Source organism: Marinobacter sp. S0848L (assembly GCF_023016065.1).
GTDB lineage: Bacteria > Pseudomonadota > Gammaproteobacteria > Pseudomonadales > Oleiphilaceae > Marinobacter.
Map to the genome: position 1 here is coordinate 14,264 of NZ_JALKAQ010000012.1, position 23,046 is coordinate 37,309.

The following is a 23,046-nucleotide window of genomic DNA, read 5'->3' on the forward strand; positions in this document are numbered from 1 at the left end:
AGTACTGTTAATCTGACCTGTAGTACCTACGAAGGATAGTTGATGACAGACGCGACCGAACTCAAGCCAAAACCCAGAATAGGCCTTGCCCTTGGTGGCGGGGGCCCGTTAGGTGGTATTTACGAGATCGGCGCACTGCGGGCGCTCGACGAAGCCCTCGATGGCCTCGATTTTAACGATCTGAATGTCTACGTGGGCGTAAGTTCCGGATCGTTCGTGGCGTCTCACTTAGCCAATCAGGTGACCACCGCGCAGCTATGCCGGATATTCGTGCGCAACGAGGCCGAGGTGCACCCCTTTCATCCGGATGTGTTCTACCGCCCTGCATTTCGCGAGATTGGCAGTCGCTTATTGGCTGTGCCCAAGCTATTGAGCACGGCGTTTAGCCGCTTTATCAACAACCCTTACGATCAAAGCTTGCTGGAAGCCCTGACCATTCTGGCGCAGGCCGCACCGGCGGGATTATTTGATAACGAAGGGCTGCACGATTACCTGCGCCGCGCGTTTACCATGCTCGGCCGCACCAACGATTTCCGGCAACTCAAGCGCAGCTTGTATGTTGTTGCGGCGGATGTAGAGAGTTCCGATGCCGTGTGCTTTGGCGCACCCGGGTTTGATCACGTGCCGATTTCCAAGGCAGTGCAGGCCAGTACGTCCTCGCCGGGGCTATATGTGCCGGTGGAGATTGATGGTCGCTATTATGTGGACGGCACGCTTCGGAAGGGCTTGCATGCGTCCGTCGCGTTTGAGGATGGGGCTGATCTGGTATTTGCTATCAATCCACAGGTGCCCATCGATGCCAGCGCCGCCGTGCGGGCAGGCTCGTTGAAGGCTGGTGATCTGACGCACTCCGGTATGCCGAACATGCTGTCCCAGACCTTCCGCACCATGGTGTATTCAAGAATGCAGTCGGGGATTGCCCAATACGCCAGGGACTATCCGGATAAAGACATTCTGCTGTTTGAGCCCACGCGGGACGACGCCAAGCTGTTCTTCTCCAACGTATTCAGCTTCCAGAGCCGCCGAATGGTGTGTGAACATGCCTATCAGATGACCCGCCGGGATCTGCTGAATCGTGCGGATGAGCTGGAGCCTAAGCTGGCACAGTACGGCATCAAACTCCGCCGCGACCGTTTGGAAGACGAACAGCGCACCATCAGCACCAGCTTGTACGGTGAGCTGTTACCGTTGTATGTGGCGAAAGGCCGGAAGAAACAGGCGCAGAAAGGTCGCTTGGCAAGCGGGCTGAGTAACGTAACGCATCTGTTCTCCAAAGCGCAGTAATACGAAAAGCCAGTAAGCGAACGGACACAAAAAAGCCCGGATGATTGGTGTCATCCGGGCTTTTAGCGTTGAGGGTGAGGCGGTTACAGAATGAACCGGCTCAAATCCTCATCTTCGGCAAGCACGCCCAGCTTTTCGTTAACGTAGTCAGCCGTTACCTCAAAGCCGTCAGTCACCTGGTCGCCAGCTTCGAAGGACAAGCTTTCCAGCAGACGCTCAAGCACTGTGTGCAGGCGGCGGGCACCGATGTTTTCGGTGGTTTCATTTACCTTGCAGGCAATCTCTGCAATGCGGGCAATGGCATCTTCGGCAAAGTTCAGCTTCACACCTTCAGTACCCATCAACGCTTCGTACTGCTGCACCAAGGAGGCATCCGGTTCGGTCAGAATCCGCTTGAAGTCATCTGGTGTCAGCGCTTGCAGTTCAACCCGGATCGGCAAGCGGCCCTGAAGCTCGGGGATCAAATCCGACGGCTTCGACAGGTGGAAAGCGCCCGAGGCGATGAACAGAATGTGATCGGTCCGAACGGCACCGTACTTAGTGCTCACGGTGCTGCCTTCAATGAGGGGCAGCAGGTCACGCTGAACGCCTTCTCGGGATACGTCCGACGAGGTGTTTTCAGAGCGCTTGGCCACCTTGTCGATCTCGTCCAGGAACACGATACCGTTCTGTTCAACGGCCAACAGCGCCTTCTGCTTGATCTCTTCCTCGTTCACCAGCTTGGCGGCTTCTTCTTCCTTCACCCGCTTCATGGCGTCTGCCACTTTCATCTTACGGGTTTTGCGCTTGTCCGAGGCCATGTTCGAGAACATGCTCTGCAGCTGGTTGGTCATTTCTTCCATACCCGGCGGTGCCATGATTTCTACACCCGGGCCAGCGCTGCTCAGATCAATATCGATTTCCTTATCGTCCAGATCGCCTTCGCGAAGTTTCTTGCGGAACATCTGACGGCTAGCGGAATCGTTGTTGCGGGCGCTGTCTTCGTTGAAATCACGGGCAGGCGGCAACAGGGCATCCAGAATACGCTCTTCGGCCGCATCCAGCGCTTGGTTCTCGTGGCGTTTCATCTCCTGTTCACGGAGCATTTTCACGGCCATATCCGCCAGATCACGGATAATGGATTCCACATCGCGGCCCACGTAACCCACTTCGGTAAACTTTGTGGCTTCCACCTTCAGGAAGGGCGCATCGGCCAGTTTCGCCAAGCGACGGGCAATTTCGGTTTTACCGACACCGGTGGGGCCGATCATCAAAATGTTCTTCGGGGTGATTTCATCGCGCAGGCTGCTGTCCAGCTGCATCCGGCGCCAACGATTACGCAAGGCGATGGCGACGGCGCGCTTGGCCTCTTGCTGGCCCACGATGTGTTTGTTCAGTTCGTGAACGATTTCACGGGGAGTCATTGCAGACATGGTCGCTCCGGTCAGTCTTGGATGGGCAGCACTTCCAGAGTGCGGTTCTGGTTGGTGTAGATGCAGATGTCTCCTGCAATTTCCAGAGCCTTCTCGGCAATTTCGTGTGCACTCAGATCGGTGTTTTCAAGCAATGCGCGGGCGGAAGCCTGAGCAAAGGGGCCGCCGGAACCAATGGCAATCAAACCTTGTTCGGGCTCAATCACATCGCCATTACCGGTGATAATCAATGAGGCGGTTTTGTCGGCCACGGCCAGCAGGGCTTCCAGCTTGCGCAGCGCTCGGTCGGATCGCCAGTCTTTGGCAAGTTCTACGGCCGCTCGGGTCAGGTTGCCCTGATGCTTTTCCAGCTGGGCTTCGAAGCGCTCGAAAAGGGTGAAGGCATCGGCGGTGCCGCCGGCGAATCCAGCAATCACCTGGCCGTTATACAGCGTGCGTACTTTGCGGGCATTGCCTTTCATGACGGTGTTGCCCAGTGAAACCTGGCCATCACCTCCCATAGCGACTTCGTCGTCACGACGGACGGAAACAATCGTAGTCATTTTGGCTCCAGTTGCCTGATGAAGATTGGTATTCAGACGTTATGGAGGCGCTTGAAGTGAATTCAACCTTTCTTGGGAATCTTTCGAACCAGAGGCTGAATATTTATACCCACCAGCTTATCAACAGCGGAGTTCATCTGACTTCGTGAGGTGAAGGGGCCCACGTTCACGCGGTACCACTCGCTGCCGTTGTCCTGAACCACGTGCTGAACGTGCGCGCGCAAGCCTTGAAAGGCAATTTGGGCACGTTGGCGCTCGGCATCTTGTTTGCTGCGGAAAGAGCCGGACTGAACTACATAATCGTAGGCCTGCTTGGCGGGGCCGGGGGTGTATTCTTCAACCTTGGGCGGAACCACTTCCGATTCGGGCAGCATTTCGTAGAACCGGAAATCACGCTCTTTGCGCGCGGTTTGCGCCGGGGGCTGCTTCTGTGGGGCTTTGGGTTGCGCTTGTTGTGCCTGCGACGGCGACACCTGCTGAACCTCCTGCCCCGTGGGCAGCGTGTTCAAATACACAATGAAACCTATAAAGCCGCCGACAGCGGCCAGAGACAGAATCCACTTCACAGACAAACCACCCTGTTGAGAGTGCGAAGGCGCACTGCGTTTCGGCTTAGCCGCAGGCTTATTGCCTGCCGGGGCATGTCGCTTTCGGGGCGCAGCAGCACCTTTGCCGGAAGGTCGGTCTTTCTTGGCATAATCTCTGGCCATGAGCTGCTTACATCTCCTCTGGGGCGCTTACGCCCAGCAGGCCTAAGCCGTTCTCGATCACCTGGCGCACCGCCAAGTACAAGCTCACCCGGGCATCGCGAAGCGCGGTGTCTTCAATCAGCACCTTATGAGCGTTGTAGTAGGTATGGAACTGCCCAGCCAGATCACGCAGGTAGTGTGTCAGGTGGTGCGGTTCACGCTGAGCGGCGGAGTTGGCAATCAGTTCCGGGTATTTCGCCAACTGGTTCGCCAGCTCTTTTTCTTCGTCCAGTGTCAGCAGGCTCAGGTCGCCCACACACTCGGTACGGCCACGCTGAACGCCTTCGGCTTCCAGCTTGCGCAATACGCTGCAAATCCGAGCGTGGGCATACTGGATGTAATACACCGGGTTTTCATTGGTCTGGGAGCGGGCCAGATCAATATCAAAGGTCAACTGGGAGTCTACCCGGCGCGCTGCCAGGAAAAAGCGAGTGGCATCGCGGCCCACTTCATCGATCAAATCACGCACGGTGACGTAGCTGCCGGCACGCTTGGAGATTTTCACTTCCTGCCCGGAACGGGTGACCATCACCATCTGGTGCAGAACATAGTCTGGCCAACCTTGAGGGATGTCGGCTTTCAGTGCCTGCAAGCCCGCGCGAACCCGCGTAACGGTGGAGTGGTGGTCTGCACCTTGCTCATTGATCACGGTGGTGAAACCACGCTGCCACTTATCGAGGTGGTAGGCCACGTCTGGCAGAAAGTAGGTGTAGCCACCGTCTTTCTTGCGCATAACGCGGTCTTTGTCGTCGCCGAATTCGGTGGTCTTCAGCCACATGGCGCCGCCATCTTCGTAGGTGTAGCCATTTTCCTGCAGGCGTTTAACGGTAGCTTCCACCTTGCCGTCTTCGTACAGGGAAGATTCAAGGAAGTACACATCAAACTGAACGCCAAAGGCCTTCAAGTCCAGATCCTGTTCCCGGCGCAGGTAGGCAACGGCAAATTCGCGAATGGCGGCTTGGTCATCGGGGTCCGCTTTGGCTGTGACTTCCCGGTCGTCCGCGATCACGGTTTCACCGGCCAGGTAGGCATTGGCTACGTCAACAATGTAATCGCCCCGGTAACCGTCTTCCGGCCAGCTTTCGTGCTCAGGTGTCAGGCCTTTCACCCGGGCCTGAACCGACAGCGCCAGATTGTTGATCTGGGCACCGGCATCGTTGTAATAAAACTCACGGGTAACATCGTAACCGTTGGCTTCCAGCAAGCGGCACAGGCAGTCGCCGATCGCCGCGCCACGACCGTGACCCACATGCAGCGGGCCAGTCGGGTTGGCGGAAACAAACTCCACCTGAACCTTTTCACCCTTGCCGTTGTTGTTGCGGCCAAACTGCTCCGCTTCACCCAGAATCGTGTTCACGATGCCGAAGGCGCTGGCGGTGCTCATGAAAAAGTTAATAAACCCGGGCCCAGCAATCTCCACCTTTGAGACCGCATCGCTTTCTGGTAACGCGGCGATCAAAGCCTCGGCCAGTTTTCGCGGAGGGCAGCCAGCGGCTTTGGAAGCCACCAAAGCAATATTACAGGCGTAATCCCCGTGGGATTTGTCCTTGGTATTGCCAACTTGCGGCGTGAAGGTTTGGTCAGCCGGCAGAGTGCCTTCAGATTGAAGGGTGGCCAGTGCGGACTGGAGAAGCTCGGATACGGTCTCTTTCATGCGTCAGGCGACTCGGTTTTCAGAAGAGTGGGTGTCAGGGCAGGGCGCCCGTTGAAAATAGAAGAGGCGTATTATCGCGGAAAGTTGGAGTGTAAGCAAAAAGCCCGGCGGTTAGGCCGGGCTTTTGTGTTTAGCTGAGACTAAAGAGTAGAAGAAAACTCTATCGGTGAACCTGAGTACGGAGCAGGCGGTGTGACAATGGCTTTAAGGAGAGCTGTGGTTGAAGGATCATCATCCTCTTTCGCGAGAATACACGCCTCTATAGTGTTGCCTGAGATGTAAGTGTTCCCAAGTGTGAACGAGGTGACGCTAGATAGAATCTCACCATCCGTAATCTCGAACTTAATTGTTGTGCCAACTGGGAGTGGAACAGGCTGCCCTGCTTTAGTTGTAGCTGACGCCGTCATGCAATATTCATCAGCAGCGCCGCCAGGAGCCAATGCACCATTTATGCCCGAATCGCTTGCCATAACTATAAGGCCTTGGTCCCAGACTGTTACCGGTCCAGTTGTACAGTCATTCGAATCTGGGCTGAGGCAGGCCGACCCGTCGTAAGTTCCATTGGGACCGTTATAAGCTGAGTCGCCATTGTAGTCAAAATATTGGTCTACGCCTGCTGAGTATGATCTGTCAGCATTGAAGTCTAAGTAAGCTTCGCCTTTCTCAAAGGTAATTCCGGGCTCCGGAGAAAACTCTCCATTGTCGAATTCATCATTGCTATTGAGATCACGAAAGCTCTCGTCACCTACAGTCCTGGCTAAGATAGCTACTCGCCCATTGGCGGGGCGAGGATCAGTACTGCGCCAAGTGACGGTGCAGATGCCATCGTTGTCCAATATGCAATAGTTGTCTATCGAACCGCCAGAAGCAATAAAGTTGACGACAGCATTGCCATCTTCCAAGTCGTTATTATTAAATCGGTCCCCGCCGTTTATCGTGATCTCTGTTGTTTGATTGTTGTAGTTTTGAGCATTTGGCATGAAGTTGCTGATGCTCATTGAGAAGCTGTCTTGATCAGGCAAGAACGAGTTGATCGAAAGGGGGGGGGACGGGACGGCAACAGTGCTGCCATCCTTTCGAGAGATAGTCGCGATTACTCTTACTACAGTGTTCTGCTGACCGGCTCGCACACGCACAGTAGCTTCACCGCCTGGACCGGATGTGGCGGTTGTTCGATCTAAGCGAACGTCTTCTACCGCAGGGTTGGCTCGTTCAGAATAGCTCAGTTCAAAGTTTACGGTTGCCCCCCTGACTGGATTGCCATCTTCGTCGATCACATTAAAGGTAACGACCGACGTTGACGGTCGTGCAGAGTTGGCGTTCCCCACAGGGGCTATAGACTCTGGAATAGGTGGATTACTTGATAGGCTGAATGGGCTGGCTGCCTCAATGGATATTGTTGTCTGAGCTGTCGCATTCTCTACTGTGGCAGTGATGACATCATCCCCTGAGCATCCATTGCTCTGGTATTCAATTTCAATTAAGCCAGAATTGGTAGTTGCGGGTGAGGCTATAGAGGACTCTCCAGATGAGATGCATCGCGAAGTGAACTCTGCAGAAATTTCTTCGCCTGCAAGTAATGAATTACCCGCCGAAGCGTTGACGATTGATAGCCCTAGTATGCTAGCCCCCCCTGCGGGAATTGAGGATGGTGTCGCCGAAAGTTGCCCTTCTATAAACGAATCATCACTTCCACTACCGAGGGCAATAGTTACTTGTGTTGCTTCTCCTTGCTCCCCTCCGGATGTCGTTCCGCTTGAACTATCCTCACCTGAGTTTACATTCACTATAGGCGACGAATTCTCGTCCCCCCCGCAAGCGGCCAGCATTACAGCCAGCGACAACGCTGACATGCGCGCAAGGATTTTCCCTGACATTATTTATCTCCAGTGTTCGTTACAGCAAAAGCCTTTTCGCTGCGCATTCCCTGCGAGAGAACCGCAACCTCAGTTTTTATTCAGCTTTATCGATTAGGTTGCTGAAAATCATAGCACAGCCAGCAGAAATGGAATGCTCGCTCGGTCAAAATTGTGAAAAAGATTGTAACGTTTTGCACGGCATGCGCTGCTTCGCATTTTTGCTTGCTTCAGCCGGTTTCTTGCGGGTCTACATCCACCATCCATTTGGTGTTGCTGGGCAGTTTGGTTTGGTCCAAATGCTGGCATAGATAGGTGAGCAATCGGTTAAGTTGTTTGCGATGATCGCTCACCAATATGAGTTGGGCGCGGTGCCGGTCTGCTTTTCGGGCGATTACGGCGGGAAGTGGGCCCCAAACCTCAATGCCGGGTGTGCCGGCCATGGGTTTCAGTGAGTCTAGAAGTTGCAGGCTGTTTTGCATGGTGTCGGCTTCAGCGCGCAGGATGGCCATCGCGCGGAAGGGGGGTAGGAGTCCGGATTCCCGTTCGGCTAGAAGCTGGTCCGCAATGGCGGGGTAGTTGCCTTGGCACAGCGCGTTCAGCAGGGGGTGGTCACTGTGGCAAGTTTGGATAATCACCTTGCCGGGTTTGTCGCCACGGCCGGCCCGGCCGCTGACTTGCAGCAGGGTTTGAATCATCTGTTCCGGCGCACGGAAGTCTACGCTGAACAAGCCTCCATCGGCGTTGACTACGGTAACCAAGGTAACGTTAGGGAAGTCGTGACCTTTGGCGAGCATTTGGGTGCCCACCAAGATGCAGGGTTCGCCGCTGTTTACTTTTTTCAGGATGGCCTGAATGCTGCCTTTGCGCTGTGTGCTGTCCCGGTCTACTCGAACGATGGGGGTGTCCGGAAACTGTTCCGCCAGCGTTTCTTCCGTACGTTCGGTGCCTTGGCCCACCGGTTTGAAGTTTTCGCTTTTGCATTTCGGGCAGGTGTGGCTTGCTGCGGTTTGGTAGTCGCAGTGGTGGCAGCGCATGGCTCGGTCGCGCCGGTGGTAAGTCAGGCGGGTATCGCAGCGGGGGCATTCTTCCATGTGGCCGCAGTCAAAGCACATCATGACCGGGGCGAAGCCTCGGCGATTCACAAACACCAGTGCCTGCTCGCCGCGATCGAGTGTTTCCTTTATAGCGGTCAAAGCCGGGCGGGCGAGCCCGGCTTCCAATGGGCGGCTGCGAATGTCCAATAGGGTTAGCTCGGGCGGCCTGGCATTGCCCGCTCGCTGCTCAAGTCTCGCAAGGTTGTATTTGCCTTGGCTGGCGTTGTGCCAGGATTCCAGAGAAGGCGTTGCCGAACCCAGAATAACCGGGCATTGGTTCAGGTGAGCGCGGTACACCGCCACATCTCGGCCGGAGTAACGAAAGCCTTCGCCTTGCTTGTAAGAGCTGTCGTGTTCTTCGTCCACGATGATGGTGCGAAGATGGGTAAAAGGAAGTAGCACGGCCGATCGTGTGCCAATAAGAATGACAGGTTCGCCGTTGCGAATTTTTAGCCAGGTGCTCAGGCGTTCGCCGTCGTTTAGCGCGGAGTGCCATACCTGAATGCGGTTGCCGAAATAGCGGCGGAACCGGGCGACGGTTTGTGGTGTCAGGTTAATTTCCGGTACCAGTACCAGCGCCTGTTCGTCATGCTGCAAACGGGTTTTTAAATAGTGCAGGTAAAGCTCGGTTTTGCCGCTTCCGGTGATGCCGAACAGTAAGCTGGCGGAAAACCGTTCGTTGCTTTCGGGCAATTGTTCTGCGGCTTTTTGTTGGGCGTCGGATAGCACGGGAGCGGGAAGTGCGGCTTCTGGCGTGCGCGGCTGTGTGCTTGTAGTGATGTATTGCTGGATCAGTTCTTTTTGTTCCAGTGAGCGAATCTGGGCGCGGCTGTACCCCGATTGTACCAAGGCGCTGGAGGTAATGCCGGGCGCGGCCTTTATGGTGTTGAAGAGTGCCACTTGCCGATGGGCGTTTGCAGGCAGTGCCGCTTCGGTTGTGGTGATTTGCCACTGTTCATCCGGTTTCAGGGCGGCGGGCCGGCCGCGCCTGAGCGCAGGGGGAAGGGCGGTAAACAGGCATTCGCCCAGCGGGTGCTGGTAATAGTCGCTGGCCCAGTTGAGCAAGCGAAAGGTGTCGTCCGGAAGTGTGGGCCATGGCTCAAGCGCTGCTTGTATGGGCTTCAGGTTGATGCCTTCTGGTGGCTGCACGCCGATTTCAACCACGAGGCCGGTCAATGTCTGTCGGCCAAAGGGTACTTTAACGCGTTGGCCGGGTATCAGCTCCAGGTTGTCCGGGATGCGGTAATCGAACAGCCGGCGCAAGGGGCGGTTCAAGGCGATGCGTGCGGTTTTGGGCTGTGTCACGGTATCTGCGTATCCTGAAAGTCGGTGATATAGCGCCGGCTGATGGTTTTGACGTAGTAGACACTGCGGAAGATACTTGCCTGTGGTCAGCTTTGCCAGTAAGATTCGCGGTCTGTTTCTGGCCGGGCGTGGTAGTGCGCGGTCTTTCAATTGTTCAAAATTGCGGTGCCTGACCCAAAAACGGTTTATCCGGCGGTGATCAGGTAGCGGCATGCCCGAAAGAGGTTCGCCATGAAAGAAGGTATTCATCCTAAGTACGAAGACATCACTGCTACCTGTTCTTGCGGTAACGTGATCAAAACCCGCTCTACTGTTGGTCACGACCTGCAGTTGGACGTATGCTCCCAGTGCCACCCGTTCTACACTGGTAAGCAGAAGGTTATGGACACCGGTGGTCGTATCGATAAGTTCAACAAGCGTTTCGGTGGTCGTATCGGTGCTAAGAAAGACTGAGCTTAGCCGGAATGTAAAAAAAGCGCCTGCGGGCGCTTTTTTTGTGCCCGGAATTTGTGCATTAATCGTTTTAGTAAGCGAAATGCCCTATTGACTGGTCATAAAATATTCTGGTTTAGCTTGTCGTTTTTAGATGAGCGCGCCATAATGTCGCGCTCCGTCGACCTGAGGTCTGGCGGCTTTTACTTTTAAACGTGACAAACGGAACAGTGGCAATGTCTCAAGATCTGAAAGAAGCAGCCCTTGAATATCACGCCAAACCGCGGCCGGGTAAGCTGAGTGTAGAAGTCACTAAGCCTACTCAAACAGCCCGCGATCTATCTCTGGCGTACAGTCCTGGAGTTGCCGAGCCGGTCCGCGAGATCGCGAAGGACCCCGAGAACGCATACAAATATACTGCCAAGGGTAACCTGGTAGCCGTTATCTCTGACGGTACCGCTATCCTGGGTCTGGGTAACCTCGGTCCTCTGGCGAGTAAGCCGGTAATGGAAGGCAAAGGCGTACTGTTCAAGCGCTTTGCTGGAGTTGACGTATTCGATATCGAAGTTAATTCCGAAAGCCCGCAAGCGTTTATTGAAACTGTTGAGCGCATCGCGGACACCTTTGGTGGCATCAACCTGGAAGACATCAAAGCCCCTGAGTGCTTTGAAATCGAGCGTGCACTGATCGAAAAGTGCAACGTGCCCATCTTCCACGATGACCAGCATGGTACTGCGATTGTTACTGCCGCTGGCATGATCAATGCCCTCGAGCTGCAGGGCAAAAACATTGAAGATGCCACGGTTGTTTGCCTGGGTGCCGGCGCAGCCGCGATTGCTTGCTCCAAGCTGCTGATCAGCTGTGGTGTTCGTTCTGAAAACATCTTCATGCTCGACCGCAAGGGTGTGATCCACTCTGGTCGTGATGATCTGAACCAGTACAAGGCGATGTTTGCGAACGACACAGACAAGCGCACACTGGATGACGCCATCGATGGCGCCGACGTGTTCCTGGGTCTGTCTGGCCCTGATCTTCTGTCTGCTGAACAGCTGAAGAAGATGGCTCCGAACCCGATCGTTTTTGCATGCTCCAACCCGGATCCGGAAATCAATCACGAGCTGGCAATGGCCACCCGTGATGATCTGGTCATGGCCACCGGTCGTTCGGACTTCCCGAACCAGGTGAACAACGTGTTGGGCTTCCCGTTCATTTTCCGTGGTGCTCTGGACGTTCGTGCGACCTGCATCAACGAAGAAATGAAAGTGGCAGCGGTTAATGCTATCCGCGAACTGGCGAAAGAGCCTGTGCCTCAGGAAATTTGTGAAGCCTACGGCGTAGACAGCCTGGAATTCGGCAAGGACTACATCATTCCTAAGCCGATGGATGTTCGTTTGCTGGAAGTTGTACCTGCTGCGGTAGCTCGTGCTGCTGTGGACTCCGGTGTAGCCGGTCAGCCTTATCCTGCGCACTACCCGCTGAAGTCTATGGACGACATCATCTAACCCCGATGTAGTTCAGCTTCAAGCATAAAAAAACCGGCGGTGATCCCGCCGGTTTTTTGCGTAATGGGGTTGCCTTAATTGCCCGGCTTAGAAAATCTGCCGGGAGAAGCTTTCCGGTGCACTGCCCGCGGGGTTTTCAAGTTCATCGGCAGTTAATGGCGCAGGCGCATTTTCTTCTTTGAAAAGTTCGAAAACGCCATCCTCATTGGGGTGTGCGCGCTCGCCGGTTTCCGGGTTTATGCGGATGTTGGCCAAGCCATTGGGGCGAGGCATTAATGACGGAGGGGTGTCTGCCAGCGCAACCTTCATATAGTCAATCCAGATGGGCAGTGCGGTGCTTGCACCGTATTCTCCGCGCCCAAGCGGTGCTGGCTGATCGAAGCCAACGTAGACCGTGGTTGCAATGCTGTGGTTGTAGCCCGAAAACCAGGTGTCTTTCTGTTCGTTGGTTGTGCCGGTTTTGCCAGCCAAATCACTTCGTCCCAGAGCTCTGGCGCGGCGGCCGGTGCCCTGTTGAATGACGTCTTGCATGATGGAATGCATGATATAAACCGAACGGGAATCGGCCAGCTTGCGCATGATTCTGGGGCTTTCCGAGTTCCGGGAAGCTGGCAGGGTGATCCCGACCGTCTCTGCCACGGGTTCAGCGGTTTCGGTGTTTTCAGTGGTTTCACTGGATGAGCTGTATTGCTCCTCGAGCGCGTCACAGTCGCTGTCGCAGAGAATGGTTTCCGGCGCCTCGTAAATCACGGTGCCATCGGATTCGCGGATGCTTTCAATTAAGTAGGGCTGCACGTCATAACCGCCATTGGCGATAACGGCGAAGCCGCGAGCCAGCTCCATGGGGGTGAGCAGGCCGCTTCCCAGTGACAGTGACAGGTTCTCGGGCATGTTGTCGGTCGGGATTTTGAGCTGCTCAAGAAAGTTCAGTGTTGTGCGAATGCCTAAATCGCGCAGCAATCGAATGGAAACCAGGTTGCGCGAGCGGTACAGACCTTTGCGCAGAGTTGTCGGGCCGTAGAACTGTCCGGACGCATTTTGCGGGCGCCAAGAGCCTTCAAGGTCGGAGTTATCAAGCACAATGGGCGCGTCGTTATAGATAGTAGCGGGTGTGCGGCCGCTCTCTAATGCGGCCAGATACAGGAACGGTTTGAACGTGGAGCCCGGCTGACGCTTTGCCTGAGTTGCGCGGTTGTACTTGCTTTGGCCAAAACTGTAACCACCGGTGAGTGCCTCGATGGCGCCGGTTTTGGCATTCAGGGAAATCAGTGCCCCTTCAACATTGGGTACTTGTGCCAGAGCAACGTTTTGCGCCTTGGCGGTAATGTCTTCGGAGCTTTGGGCTGGTTGGAGTGCTTTCACGTAAATCACATCGCCCACGCTGACGACATCCGAGGGTTTCTTGGGCTCTGGGCCCGTGAGGCTTTGGGTGCGATGTTTTCTGGCCCATTTCATGGTGTCGAACGCCATCGTGGTGGGGCCAAGAGCGCGGGTGTGGGTTTGGACTTCGCCGCTTTTGTCGTCAATGGTTGTGACGATGGCAGGTAGCAAGCTCTCCACGGTAGGGTAGTTGGCAAGCTCCCCTGAAAGTTCAGCGGGTGTCATGCCGTCAATATCCACCTGGGCAATGGCTCCCCGGAAACCGTGCCGGCGGTCGTAATTTTCCAGGCCGGCTCTTAGTGTGTCGGTTGCGGTTTGTTGCTTTAGGCCGTCGACGGTCAGGGTGACGCTGTAGCCATCCGTATAAGCGGTGTCGCCGAATCTTCGGACCATTTCGGAACGTGCCATTTCGGCTACGTAGTCAGCATCAACATCTGTTTCGCGGGCGTTGTAGCTGGCGGTGATTGGAGCGCCAGAGGCCAGTTCGCGGGCATCGCTGGTAATGAACCCGAGACTTTCCATTCGTCCGAGAATCCAGTTGCGGCGCACAAGCGCGCGTTCCGGGTCAGCGATGGGATTGTACGCGGACGGGGCCTTGGGCAAGCCGGCCAGCATGGCCATCTGCGCCAGAGACAGTTCATTAACGGGTTTGTCGTAGTAGACTTGGGCCGCGGCCGAGATGCCATAGGCGCGATTGCCCAGATAGATTTTGTTCAGGTACAGCTCAAAGATCTTCTCTTTGCTCAGTTCGCGCTCAATCTGGATGGCCAGAAGGATTTCGCTGAACTTCCGAATGAAGGTCCGGTCGCGTGACAAAAAGTAATTTTTTGCAACCTGCATGGTGATGGTGCTGCCCCCGGATTGGATCGATCCGGTGGATATCAGTTCGATCGCAGCCCTTGTCAGGCCTTTAATGTCTACCCCGAAGTGTTCGTAAAAACGCGCGTCCTCCGCGGCTAGGAAGGCTTGTAACTGAAGTGTAGGGATCTGTTCGATTGTGACCGGAGTCCTTCTCTTTTCGCCGAATTCTGCTATTAATTCATTGTCATGGCTGTACACCCTCAGAGGCGTTTGCAGTTTGACGTCGAGAAGTTGTTCGACTGGAGGCAGGCTTGGCCTCAAATACAGATACAAGCTTGCAGACAATATGACAGCGACACTCAGGCCGGTAAGAATGATCCAGGCAAAAACACGAGATGTACGCATCAAATGAGACATTTTTTTCTGACATCTGTTAGATATAGGTCTATTATTTGAGAAATTGCTTTAGGAAGGTTTGGCGGCCTTCTGGCGTGCAATCTCTCCCGTAAAAGCGAGAGATTGCATTGTAGACGGAATGATTAAGAAATTCTCTTACATATAAAACAGATAACAAGCAGGGAAACTGCATAAATCTAAGAGAGCAATCTCGAGACTTCTGCCGCGAACGGGCAAGAAGCCGAGAGGCTCCAACGCCGGGTGTATTCAACCAGGTATAGGGTGAGCGCGTGTTCGGATTGATAGGAAAAAAATCCAGTTCTGTTCTGGGAGTTGATATCAGCTCCAGTTCAGCAAAACTCCTCGAGCTGTCAAAGCAGGGCGACCGTTACAGGGTCGAAAGCTACGCTGTTGAGCCCCTTCCGGCCAACGCAGTTGTCGAGAAAAATATTACAGACGTAGAGGCGGTGGGCGAAGTGCTCAAGCGCGTTGCGTCCAAATCCCGCACCAGTGTCAAACAGGTGGCTGTTGCAGTCTCCGGTTCGGCGGTCATTACAAAAGTGATTCAAATGGATTCCGGTCTCAATGAATTTGAGATGGAAGACCAGATTGCTTTGGAAGCGGATCAATACATTCCATACCCCCTTGATGAAGTAGCGATTGATTTCGAGGTGCAGGGGCCGTCCGAGAGTAATCCGGACCAGGTCGACGTGCTGCTTGCTGCTTGCCGGAAAGAAAACGTTGACGTTCGGGAAGATGCGCTGGAAATCGCGGGGCTGAATGCCAAGGTGGTTGACGTTGAAGCATACGCACTGGAGCGGGCTTACGAGTTGATCGAGCCGCAGCTGGATTCTCAGGGTGAAGAGCTGGTGGTGGCCATCATGGACATAGGGGCCACCATGACCACGCTCAGTGTTCTGGCCGAAGGCAAGACGGTTTACACCCGGGAACAGATTTTTGGTGGTAAGCAGCTCACCGAAGAGATTCAGCGTCGTTACGGCTTATCCATCGAAGAAGCCGGGCTGGCCAAAAAACAAGGTGGTTTGCCAGACGATTACGAAGCCGAGGTGCTGACCCCATTCCGCGAAGCGGTGGTCCAGCAGGTGGCCCGAGCACTTCAGTTCTTCTTCGGTGCCAGCCAGTACAACGCTGTGGACTATGTCGTGTTGGCGGGTGGAACGGCGTCGATTCAAGGTCTTACCGAAATGGTCGAAGAGAAAACAGGAACGCCGACGTTGGTTGCTAACCCGTTCGCCGATATGGCAGTGGGGTCCCGGGTGAACGCATCCTCGCTGAGCAATGACGCTCCATCGTTGATGATTGCCTGTGGGCTGGCAATGAGGAGTTTCGACTGATGGCAAAAATTAACCTCAGACCCTGGCGCGAAGAACTGCGCGCGGAAAAACAGAAACAATTTGTCGTGATGATGCTGGGTGCCGTGATTATTGCGGCAGGCTTGGTGTTTTTGTGGAAAACCGATACGGACAACCGAATCGCCTACCAGCAATCACGTAATGCCTACATTGAAACTGCTACCAAGCAGCTGGACAAGCAGATCAAAGAAATTGAGAACCTCAAACGCCAACGCGATGAATTGCTCGCGCGGATGAAGGTCATTCAGGATCTTCAGGGTAAGCGCCCGGTCATTGTTCGAGTGTTTGACGAGTTGGTTCGCACACTGCCCGACGGCTTGTTCTTCACCGATCTGAAGAGGACCGGTGAGCGCCTGGATATCGTTGGCATGGCAGAGTCTAACAGCCGCATTTCCAACTTGATGCGTCAGTTTGAAGAATCCGAATGGTTTACCGGGCCGAACCTGAGCAACGTTGCGGCGGCAGATAACCGCCGTGCAGGGTACAGCCAGTTCAATCTGTCGGTTCAGCAAAAAACGCCAGAGCCCGAAGAGGAGGATAACTAATGAGCCTCGCGGACTCACTGAAAAGCCTTAACGAATTCGATATTAATGATCTGGATGTCAACAACGCTGGCATCTGGCCCGCGCCGATCAAGGCCATAGTGTTCCTGTTGGTGTTCGGTTTGATCTTGGGGGGCGGCTATTGGTTTTTCATCAAGGATCAGTACGCCCAGCTCGATCGGGTTGAACGAAAAGAGCAAGAGCTTAAGCAAACCTATGAGCAGAAAGCCTACCGGGTAGCCAACCTGGAGGTGTTCAAGGCTCAGATGGTTGAAATGGAAGAAACCTTTGGTGCGCTGGTGCGCCAGTTGCCGAGTGAAACCGAGGTGCCCGGCTTGCTGGAAGATATTACCAATACAGCGCTGGGCAGTGGTTTGAGCTTGCAGGAAGTGAAACTGCAGCCGGAACGCCAGAGAGATTTCTATTCGGAGCTTCCAATCAATGTGCGGGTATCCGGGTCGTATCATGAACTGGCCTCGTTCGTCAGCAGCGTGGCCAGTTTGCCGCGTATTGTTACGCTGCACGATTTAACTATTAAACCAATCGGTGGAAATAGCGAACAGCTCGATATGCAGGTTGTCGCTCGAACCTACCGTTACCGGGCTGGAGAGTAAGCATGGCAAAGAAGCATGCAGGAAAAGCCTGGCTGGGTGTGTGTCTGGCGTCGTTACTGACGGCTTGTTCCCAGGGCAATGGCTTCTCGGATTTGGACAAGTTTATGGCGGATACCCGGGCGAAACCCCGGGGGCACGTAGAGCCCTTGCCAGAATTCAAGGCCTATGAGGCCTTCAGTTACACGGCGGCAGACCGCCGAGCTCCGTTTGAACCGCCCGTCGATGTTCAGTTGACCATGGTGGACGAAAAGCCCATTACCGACGTGGAGCCAGATCTTGATCGGCCGCGAGAGGTGCTCGAGAATTTTGATCTGAAATCGCTGAGCATGGTGGGCACGCTGGAAGGCGCTGGCGGAAGTCTTTTTGCGTTGGTGCGTGATGGTGCGTCAGGCATACACAGAGTGCGGGTTGGTAACTACATGGGGCAAAACTATGGCCGCATTGTAGGGGTCAGTGAAACGCGCATCGAACTGATTGAAATCGTTCCGAATGGCCGGGGTGGATGGGTTGAACGCCCCCGCTCCTTGTCTTTGGATGAGGGCTCAGGAGCGGCAGGATGATGTCGACAAGAAATATGCAAGAAAAAACAGATGTAGGGTCGAGGCTAGCGATGTTCAAAAAACTTAATGTCTCCGTAGGTATTATTGCCGTGGGGTTATGGAGCAGCCTGGCCAGCGCGGTCACGCTGCAAGACGTCACGTTTTCGTCGCTGCCGGGTGAGCGCTTGGAAGTGACCATGGACTTCGACGGCACGCCACCGGAGCCAACGGGCTACACCATCGAGCGGCCGGCACGGATTACGGTTGATCTGAAAGATACAACGAGCGGTATTAACAAACGCAGTATCCCACTGGGGTCCGGCAACGCTCAGAGTGTGACCGTGGTGGAAACCAAAGATCGCACGCGGTTGATCTTCAACCTGATTGAGTTGGTTCCGCACGAAACGGTACGGGATAACAACTCTCTGGTGATGACGATCGGTGGCGCTGGGTCCGGGGCGTCAGCGTCAGCGGCAGTAACCTCCAGCGCACAACAAACGTCTGCGTCTGCACCATCTGGAACAAATGCGCTGGCGGGCATCGATTTCCGTCGCGGAAAAGCCGGCGAAGGCCGTGTGATTGTCGATTTGGGCAGCAGCTCTTCCGCGGTGAACCTGACCGAGCTGGGAGGACGCATTCGCCTGACTATGCCCGATCTTGACGTGCCTGTTGATTTGCGCCGCAGATTGGATGTGACGGACTTTGCAACGCCTGTCACCCGTATCGATACTTTTGTGGAAGACGGAAATGCGGTGGTAGAGATTCGTCCGGAAGGGGATTACGACTACATTGCCTACCAGTCTGGTCGCGAGTTCACGGTTAGCGTGGAAGAGATCTCTCAGGAAGAAGCGGAAACCCGTCGTGAAGAAAAATTCCCGTATTCCGGCGAGAAGCTGTCTCTTAACTTCCAGGACATCGAAGTGCGCTCGGTGCTGCAGTTGATTGCTGACTTCACCGGCTTGAACCTGGTTGCCAGTGACACCGTGGGTGGCAGTATCACACTGCGTTTGCAAAACGTGCCCTGGGATCAGGCGCTGGATCTGATTTTGAAAACCAAAGGTCTGGATAAGCGGCAGATTGGTAACGTGCTTCTGGTCGCGCCGGCTGAAGAAATTGCAGCCCGTGAGAAGCTGGAGCTGGAAACCAATAAGCAGATTGCTGAACTGGCGCCGGTTCGACTCGATATTATTCAGGTGAACTACGCGAAGGCCGACGAAATTGTTAGCTTGATCCAAGCTGACGCCGAGTTGATCTCATCGCGAGGTTTTGTGTCATCGGATAAGCGCACCAACACCATTACCGTGCGTGAAACCGCGGATAAGCTCGAAGAAATTCGTCGTCTGGTCAGCACGTGGGACGTGCCCGTACGTCAGGTGTCTATCGAAGCTCGGATTGTCCGCGCACAGACCAACGTGGCCGAAGATCTGGGTGTTCGTTGGGGCGGTGCCGCCTACGATGTGAGTGGCGACGATGTGATTACGGTTGGTGGGTCTTTGGGGACTCTCAGTGAAGCTCGTGATGCCGCCAGTGGTGGTAGTAATACGATTTCATTCCCGGGCGCACTGGGTGTGGATCTTGGTGTGAGCGGTGAAGGTGCATCGTCTTTCGCGATCGGCTGGGGCAGTGACGACTTCCTGGTAGACCTGGAGCTTTCGGCACTGGAAAGCGATGGTCGTGCCGAAGTGGTTTCACAGCCACGGGTTGTTACGGCGGACCGCCAGAGCGCGTCGATCAAGTCCGGTGAGGAAATTCCTTACCAAGAGGCCTCTTCAAGCGGCGCGACATCTGTGTCGTTCAAGGAAGCCGTGCTTTCGTTGGAAGTAACGCCACAGATTACCCCGGATGATAAGATCATTATGGATCTGATTGTGAATCAGGATTCCCGTGGTGAGGTGACTGCAGGCATTCCTTCGATCAACACGAACGAAGTGACCACACAGGTGCTGGTTGCAAACGGTGAAACGGTGGTTCTCGGTGGTATCTTCCAGTCAGAAGTAGCTACTCAAACGACCAAAACGCCGTTCCTGGGTGACATTCCATATCTGGGCCGCTTGTTTAAGCGCACCGAGCATGTGGATGAGCGCAGTGAATTGCTGATCTTCATCACGCCGAAGATCATCAAGAGCGATTTGATCCAGTAATCGGGTCAGAGCCTGAAAGCCGCCGCTGATACCGGCGGCTTTTTTGTGTCTGTGGCTCGCCAAGGTTATGGATTGGTCCGCCCTGTGCTATTCTCATCCGCCTGAAAAATTGTTGAGCGGAAAGTTATGTCTTTGCCCAAACGCGTTGTTCTGGTTGGGCCCATGGGGGCCGGAAAAAGCACTATCGGCCGTTTGCTTGCCAAAGAACTCGGTTACCGTTTTTTGGATTCGGACCGGGTTATCGAGGAGCGCTGCGGGGCAAACATCCCTTGGATTTTTGATGTCGAAGGCGAGGCGGGCTTTCGTCAAAGGGAGACGGCCATGCTCGACGAGATGACTGCAGAAACCGACGTGGTGTTGGCAACCGGTGGTGGGGCTGTGATGCGCCCGGAAAACCACCCGTTATTGCGCGAGAATGCGGTGGTTGTCTATTTGAAAACGTCGATAGAGCAACAAGTTGAGCGTACACGAAAAGATCGCAATCGTCCCCTTCTGCAAAACGATGATCCGGAAGGGGTGTTACGAAAGCTGTTTGCGGTTAGGGACCCTCTGTATACCCAGTTGGCCGATATCGTAATGTACACCGACCGGAAAAGCCCCCGGCTTGTGGTGCGGCAATTGGTGAACAGAATCAGTCCGAAAACCCCACGGCATAGAAGGCAAAGACGGAAGGAAGGTCGTCAGCATGTACAAGGTACTGAAAGAACTCAAAGTTGATCTTGGTGAGCGCAGCTACCCCATCGTGATTGGTTCGGGGTTGCTGGGTTCGTACGATCTGACGCCCTGGGTGGGTGGTGGTCAGGTGATGATTGTCACTAACGACACGGTTGCGCCACTGTATCTGGAAAAAACGAAAGCGTGTTTTCCGGGAAAGCAGATTGATGTGGTGACGCTGCCAGATGGCGAAGCCCATAAAAACTGGCAAACCCTGAATCTTATCTTCGACGGTCTGCTGGAAAATCGTCACACCCGCCATACAACTATTGCAGCGCTAGGTGGCGGCGTGGTCGGCGACATGGCAGGTTTCGCTGCAGCGTGTTACCAGCGTGGAGTGCCCTTTATTCAGATTCCGACTACATTGTTGTCGCAGGTGGATTCGTCGGTTGGCGGAAAAACCGGCATCAATCACCCTCTGGGCAAGAATATGGTGGGCGCGTTCCATCAGCCGCAAGCCGTTTTGATTGATACCGATACGCTTGGCACCCTGCCGGCCAGAGAAGTGTCTGCGGGCCTGGCCGAAGTGATCAAGTACGGTTTGATTCGCGCGCCGCAATTCCTGGATTGGCTTGAAGGCAACATGGATGCGCTCAGATCTTTGGATACGGCGGCCTTGGGTGAGGCGATTTATCGCTCCTGTGAGTGTAAGGCGGAAGTGGTGTCGCTGGACGAAAAAGAAGGCGGGTTGCGCGCCATTCTAAATCTCGGACATACCTTCGGGCATGCAATCGAAACCTTTGCCGGTTACGGAAACTGGCTACACGGGGAAGCGGTTGGCACTGGCATGATGATGGCGACCGATTTGTCTGCGCGCGAAGGGTACGTTTCTGAAGCAGACAAAGACCGTGCTGACGCCCTGATTCGGAGCGCTGGTCTGCCTGACAAGGCACCCGCAGGAATGTCGGAAGAAGATTTCATGAGGCTGATGGCTGTGGACAAGAAAAATGTCGATGGGCAAATCCGTTTGGTGCTGATGCGCGCATTGGGTGATGCTTGGGTGACAGCAGACTACAAGCCCGAGAACTTGCGAGCGACCTTGAACGCGTTTTTCAGCTAACCGAATGGCTATCCATAAAACAATAAGACAAGGATGAAGTGTGGCTCAGGACACGTTAAACAGCCTTGATGGTGGTGGTTTGTTTCCGCGTTTGCAGCAGCGCTACGGTTTGAGCGACAACCCGCTTGAGATGGATGCGCCATTCTTCACCGGTGCGACACGGCAGCACGCATTGGAAACGTTGCGCCATCTCAGCGGCTTTGGCGATATGGCGCTGGTGGTGACGGGGGCACCTGGCTCTGGAAAAACACGGTTGTTGGCCGAGCTGGTTAAGAGTGAATCGGGCCGACTCGACTTCCAATATGTTCCGGTGACCGCCCTGACAAGCGCTTCGGCTTTGGCGCGAGAATTAAAGCACATGTCTCGTTCGGCTATCCCGGAAGATTTCGAGCCGCGAGAGGCGGTTTATCGCTATTTTTCGTGGTCCGAGAGTCGTGTCGAGCGTGGCCAGCGTCAGGTTCTTCTCATCGATGATGCCGACCGCTGTCCGCCTGACGTTCTTAATCTCATTCTTTCAGCGTTTGTTGCCGCAGATCGAACTGCTGCAGCCGTGCCCGTGTTTGCGGGTAGCGAAGCCGTCGAACAGGTGCTTTCTTCAGAGCCTGACGCCGGATACGTGCACCACCTTGCGCTGCCCGCACTGACTGAAAAAGACGTTTTTGCGTATCTGGAGCCTCGTGTTAGCAAGGCGGGTGGGTCGGTTGATGAGTTGCTCTCTTCCTATCGGTTAAAGCAAATACATGCCCTGAGTCAGGGCAGTTTTGGCCGATTAAAGCGTGTGGCGCCTGGTGTGTGGCTCGACATGGTGGCCGGCGCTCACGGTATGTCTCGTTTTAACTTCCCCTCGATCCAAAACTTTCGCTGGCCTGCACTTGCGTTGGTGTTGCTGGGTATTTCCTGGTGGCTGGTGTCGTTGCAGTACGATCAAACGGTCGAAAATATTCCCGAAACGGCGGCACCCCCGGAGCGTGTTCGGAAAAGTATTACGATTGGGCCGGACTCTGTGCCACCGGATTCTGCACCAGAGGAAGATAAAAAGCCTGTGATTGCCGGTCATCAGGATGTGTTATTACCTCCTGAATCCGAAAACACTATTCCAGAACCAGAACCAGAACCAGAACCAGAACCAGAACCAGAACCAGAGCCAGAACCAGAGCCAGAGCCAGAGCCAGAGCCAGAGCCAGCCTTTACCCCAAAGGTGGCTGAGCGGTTTGTCGCGCTGGATCGCTTGAAGCAAAGCCAAGGCTGGACGCTTCAGCTAGTTGCCGGACGCTTGGAACAAACCGTCCTTAATGTTATTGGTCGGCTACCCGCAGATCAAAAACTGCGTTACACCGTCGGTGAACGTGATGGCCAACCTTGGTTTATGTTGGTGTACGGAAGCTACGCGAGCAAAAACGAAGCGAAATCGGCGGCGGCGACCCTTCCTGAGGCATTAAAGGTCGATAGCCCCTGGATTCGCTCCTTTGAGAGCTTCTGAAGCCGTGAAAGTGCACTCATGTGGTGCACGCTTTCTCCGCGTGTGACGAAAAATTTAAAAAGTTCTTGCCTGCTCGTTTTTCGTACGTATAATCCCTTCCCCCTTTTTTAAAGTGTCAGCTCATTTTGTGCACTACGGTGGTGCGAAGTGGGGTGGCGGGAATGGTTTTTACG

General features: G+C 54.7%; 18 protein-coding genes. 11 read left to right on the forward strand and 7 right to left on the reverse strand.

Annotated elements, in window-relative coordinates:
* The first annotated feature begins 42 nt into the window (after positions 1-42).
* Positions 43-1,284, forward strand: coding sequence for a patatin-like phospholipase family protein (locus MWU64_RS13045; RefSeq protein ID WP_247064829.1), 1,242 nt, complete (start codon positions 43-45; stop codon positions 1,282-1,284).
* An 83-nt stretch (positions 1,285-1,367) separates the two neighbouring features.
* Here the strand turns inward: MWU64_RS13045 and hslU are convergent, their stop codons facing one another.
* The 6 genes from hslU to MWU64_RS13075 form a co-directional block, all read right to left on the reverse strand.
* Positions 1,368-2,696, reverse strand: a complete 1,329-nt coding sequence (gene hslU, locus MWU64_RS13050) for an ATP-dependent protease ATPase subunit HslU (protein ID WP_247064830.1) — start codon at positions 2,694-2,696, stop codon at positions 1,368-1,370.
* 11 nt (positions 2,697-2,707) lie between these two features.
* Positions 2,708-3,238 carry an ATP-dependent protease subunit HslV gene (gene hslV, locus MWU64_RS13055; RefSeq protein ID WP_247064831.1) on the reverse strand — a complete coding sequence of 177 codons (531 nt, stop codon included), beginning with the start codon at positions 3,236-3,238 and terminating at the stop codon, positions 2,708-2,710.
* 62 nt (positions 3,239-3,300) lie between these two features.
* Complete coding sequence (locus MWU64_RS13060) at positions 3,301-3,948, reverse strand: SPOR domain-containing protein (RefSeq protein ID WP_247064832.1); 648 nt, start codon at positions 3,946-3,948, stop codon at positions 3,301-3,303.
* A gap of 7 nt (positions 3,949-3,955) precedes the next feature.
* A complete protein-coding gene (gene argS, locus MWU64_RS13065) occupies positions 3,956-5,641 on the reverse strand; it encodes an arginine--tRNA ligase (protein ID WP_247064833.1) in 1,686 nt (561 codons plus the stop codon).
* A gap of 140 nt (positions 5,642-5,781) precedes the next feature.
* Entirely contained in the window at positions 5,782-7,518 is a 1,737-nt protein-coding gene (locus MWU64_RS13070; protein WP_247064834.1) for a hypothetical protein, read from the reverse strand.
* Between the two features lie 209 nt (positions 7,519-7,727).
* Positions 7,728-9,899: a primosomal protein N' gene (locus tag MWU64_RS13075; protein WP_247064835.1), complete on the reverse strand. Its 2,172-nt coding sequence runs from the start codon at positions 9,897-9,899 to the stop codon at positions 7,728-7,730.
* Positions 9,900-10,130: 231 nt separating this feature from the next.
* Here MWU64_RS13075 and rpmE point away from each other — a divergent pair, with 231 nt between their 5' ends.
* Positions 10,131-10,352: a 50S ribosomal protein L31 gene (gene rpmE / locus MWU64_RS13080; RefSeq protein ID WP_114335865.1), complete on the forward strand. Its 222-nt coding sequence runs from the start codon at positions 10,131-10,133 to the stop codon at positions 10,350-10,352.
* 215 nt (positions 10,353-10,567) lie between these two features.
* Positions 10,568-11,833 carry a malic enzyme-like NAD(P)-binding protein gene (locus MWU64_RS13085; RefSeq protein ID WP_247064836.1) on the forward strand — a complete coding sequence of 422 codons (1,266 nt, stop codon included), beginning with the start codon at positions 10,568-10,570 and terminating at the stop codon, positions 11,831-11,833.
* Positions 11,834-11,920: 87 nt separating this feature from the next.
* Here the strand turns inward: MWU64_RS13085 and MWU64_RS13090 are convergent, their stop codons facing one another.
* The gene (locus tag MWU64_RS13090; RefSeq protein ID WP_247064837.1) at positions 11,921-14,419 is read right to left on the reverse strand and encodes a penicillin-binding protein 1A; all 2,499 of its coding nucleotides are present in this window, start codon (positions 14,417-14,419) and stop codon (positions 11,921-11,923) included.
* 281 nt (positions 14,420-14,700) lie between these two features.
* On the opposite strand from MWU64_RS13090, the gene MWU64_RS13095 reads away from it, so the two are divergent.
* The 8 genes from MWU64_RS13095 (at position 14,701) to MWU64_RS13130 (ending at position 22,873) form a co-directional block, all read left to right on the forward strand.
* On the forward strand, positions 14,701-15,765 hold the full coding sequence (locus MWU64_RS13095) for a pilus assembly protein PilM (RefSeq protein ID WP_247064838.1): 1,065 nt from the start codon (positions 14,701-14,703) through the stop codon (positions 15,763-15,765).
* Positions 15,765-16,328, forward strand: coding sequence for a PilN domain-containing protein (locus MWU64_RS13100; protein WP_247064839.1), 564 nt, complete (start codon positions 15,765-15,767; stop codon positions 16,326-16,328). The genes MWU64_RS13095 and MWU64_RS13100 overlap by 1 nt, the downstream gene beginning before the upstream one ends.
* Positions 16,328-16,939, forward strand: coding sequence for a type 4a pilus biogenesis protein PilO (pilO, locus tag MWU64_RS13105; RefSeq protein WP_247064840.1), 612 nt, complete (start codon positions 16,328-16,330; stop codon positions 16,937-16,939). The genes MWU64_RS13100 and pilO overlap by 1 nt, the downstream gene beginning before the upstream one ends.
* A gap of 2 nt (positions 16,940-16,941) precedes the next feature.
* Entirely contained in the window at positions 16,942-17,499 is a 558-nt protein-coding gene (locus tag MWU64_RS13110; protein WP_247064841.1) for a pilus assembly protein PilP, read from the forward strand.
* Positions 17,499-19,619: a type IV pilus secretin PilQ family protein gene (locus MWU64_RS13115; protein WP_247064842.1), complete on the forward strand. Its 2,121-nt coding sequence runs from the start codon at positions 17,499-17,501 to the stop codon at positions 19,617-19,619. The genes MWU64_RS13110 and MWU64_RS13115 overlap by 1 nt, the downstream gene beginning before the upstream one ends.
* 126 nt (positions 19,620-19,745) lie before the next feature.
* Complete coding sequence (aroK, locus tag MWU64_RS13120; protein WP_247064843.1) at positions 19,746-20,336, forward strand: shikimate kinase AroK; 591 nt, start codon at positions 19,746-19,748, stop codon at positions 20,334-20,336.
* Positions 20,317-21,393, forward strand: a complete 1,077-nt coding sequence (gene aroB / locus MWU64_RS13125) for a 3-dehydroquinate synthase (protein ID WP_247064889.1) — start codon at positions 20,317-20,319, stop codon at positions 21,391-21,393. Before aroK ends, aroB begins: the two co-directional genes overlap by 20 nt.
* A gap of 40 nt (positions 21,394-21,433) precedes the next feature.
* Positions 21,434-22,873 (forward strand): ATP-binding protein, encoded by a 1,440-nt coding sequence (locus MWU64_RS13130; RefSeq protein ID WP_247064844.1) that lies wholly within the window; start codon positions 21,434-21,436, stop codon positions 22,871-22,873.
* Positions 22,874-23,046: the final 173 nt, after the last annotated feature.

Excerpts from the sequence above, each read along its gene's own strand:
- hslU (WP_247064830.1), bottom strand. The coding sequence starts at position 2,696 with ATGTCTGCAATGACTCCCCGTGAAATCGTTCACGAACTGAACAAACAC.
- MWU64_RS13090 (WP_247064837.1), bottom strand. The coding sequence starts at position 14,419 with ATGCGTACATCTCGTGTTTTTGCCTGGATCATTCTTACCGGCCTGAGT.
- aroK (WP_247064843.1), top strand. The coding sequence starts at position 19,746 with ATGTCTTTGCCCAAACGCGTTGTTCTGGTTGGGCCCATGGGGGCCGGA.
- MWU64_RS13085 (WP_247064836.1), top strand. The coding sequence starts at position 10,568 with ATGTCTCAAGATCTGAAAGAAGCAGCCCTTGAATATCACGCCAAACCG.
- pilO (WP_247064840.1), top strand. The coding sequence starts at position 16,328 with ATGAGCCTCGCGGACTCACTGAAAAGCCTTAACGAATTCGATATTAAT.
- rpmE (WP_114335865.1), top strand. The coding sequence starts at position 10,131 with ATGAAAGAAGGTATTCATCCTAAGTACGAAGACATCACTGCTACCTGT.
- MWU64_RS13110 (WP_247064841.1), top strand. The coding sequence starts at position 16,942 with ATGGCAAAGAAGCATGCAGGAAAAGCCTGGCTGGGTGTGTGTCTGGCG.
- MWU64_RS13070 (WP_247064834.1), bottom strand. The coding sequence starts at position 7,518 with ATGTCAGGGAAAATCCTTGCGCGCATGTCAGCGTTGTCGCTGGCTGTA.
- hslV (WP_247064831.1), bottom strand. The coding sequence starts at position 3,238 with ATGACTACGATTGTTTCCGTCCGTCGTGACGACGAAGTCGCTATGGGA.
- MWU64_RS13115 (WP_247064842.1), top strand. The coding sequence starts at position 17,499 with ATGTCGACAAGAAATATGCAAGAAAAAACAGATGTAGGGTCGAGGCTA.
- MWU64_RS13060 (WP_247064832.1), bottom strand. The coding sequence starts at position 3,948 with ATGGCCAGAGATTATGCCAAGAAAGACCGACCTTCCGGCAAAGGTGCT.
- MWU64_RS13100 (WP_247064839.1), top strand. The coding sequence starts at position 15,765 with ATGGCAAAAATTAACCTCAGACCCTGGCGCGAAGAACTGCGCGCGGAA.
- MWU64_RS13045 (WP_247064829.1), top strand. The coding sequence starts at position 43 with ATGACAGACGCGACCGAACTCAAGCCAAAACCCAGAATAGGCCTTGCC.
- argS (WP_247064833.1), bottom strand. The coding sequence starts at position 5,641 with ATGAAAGAGACCGTATCCGAGCTTCTCCAGTCCGCACTGGCCACCCTT.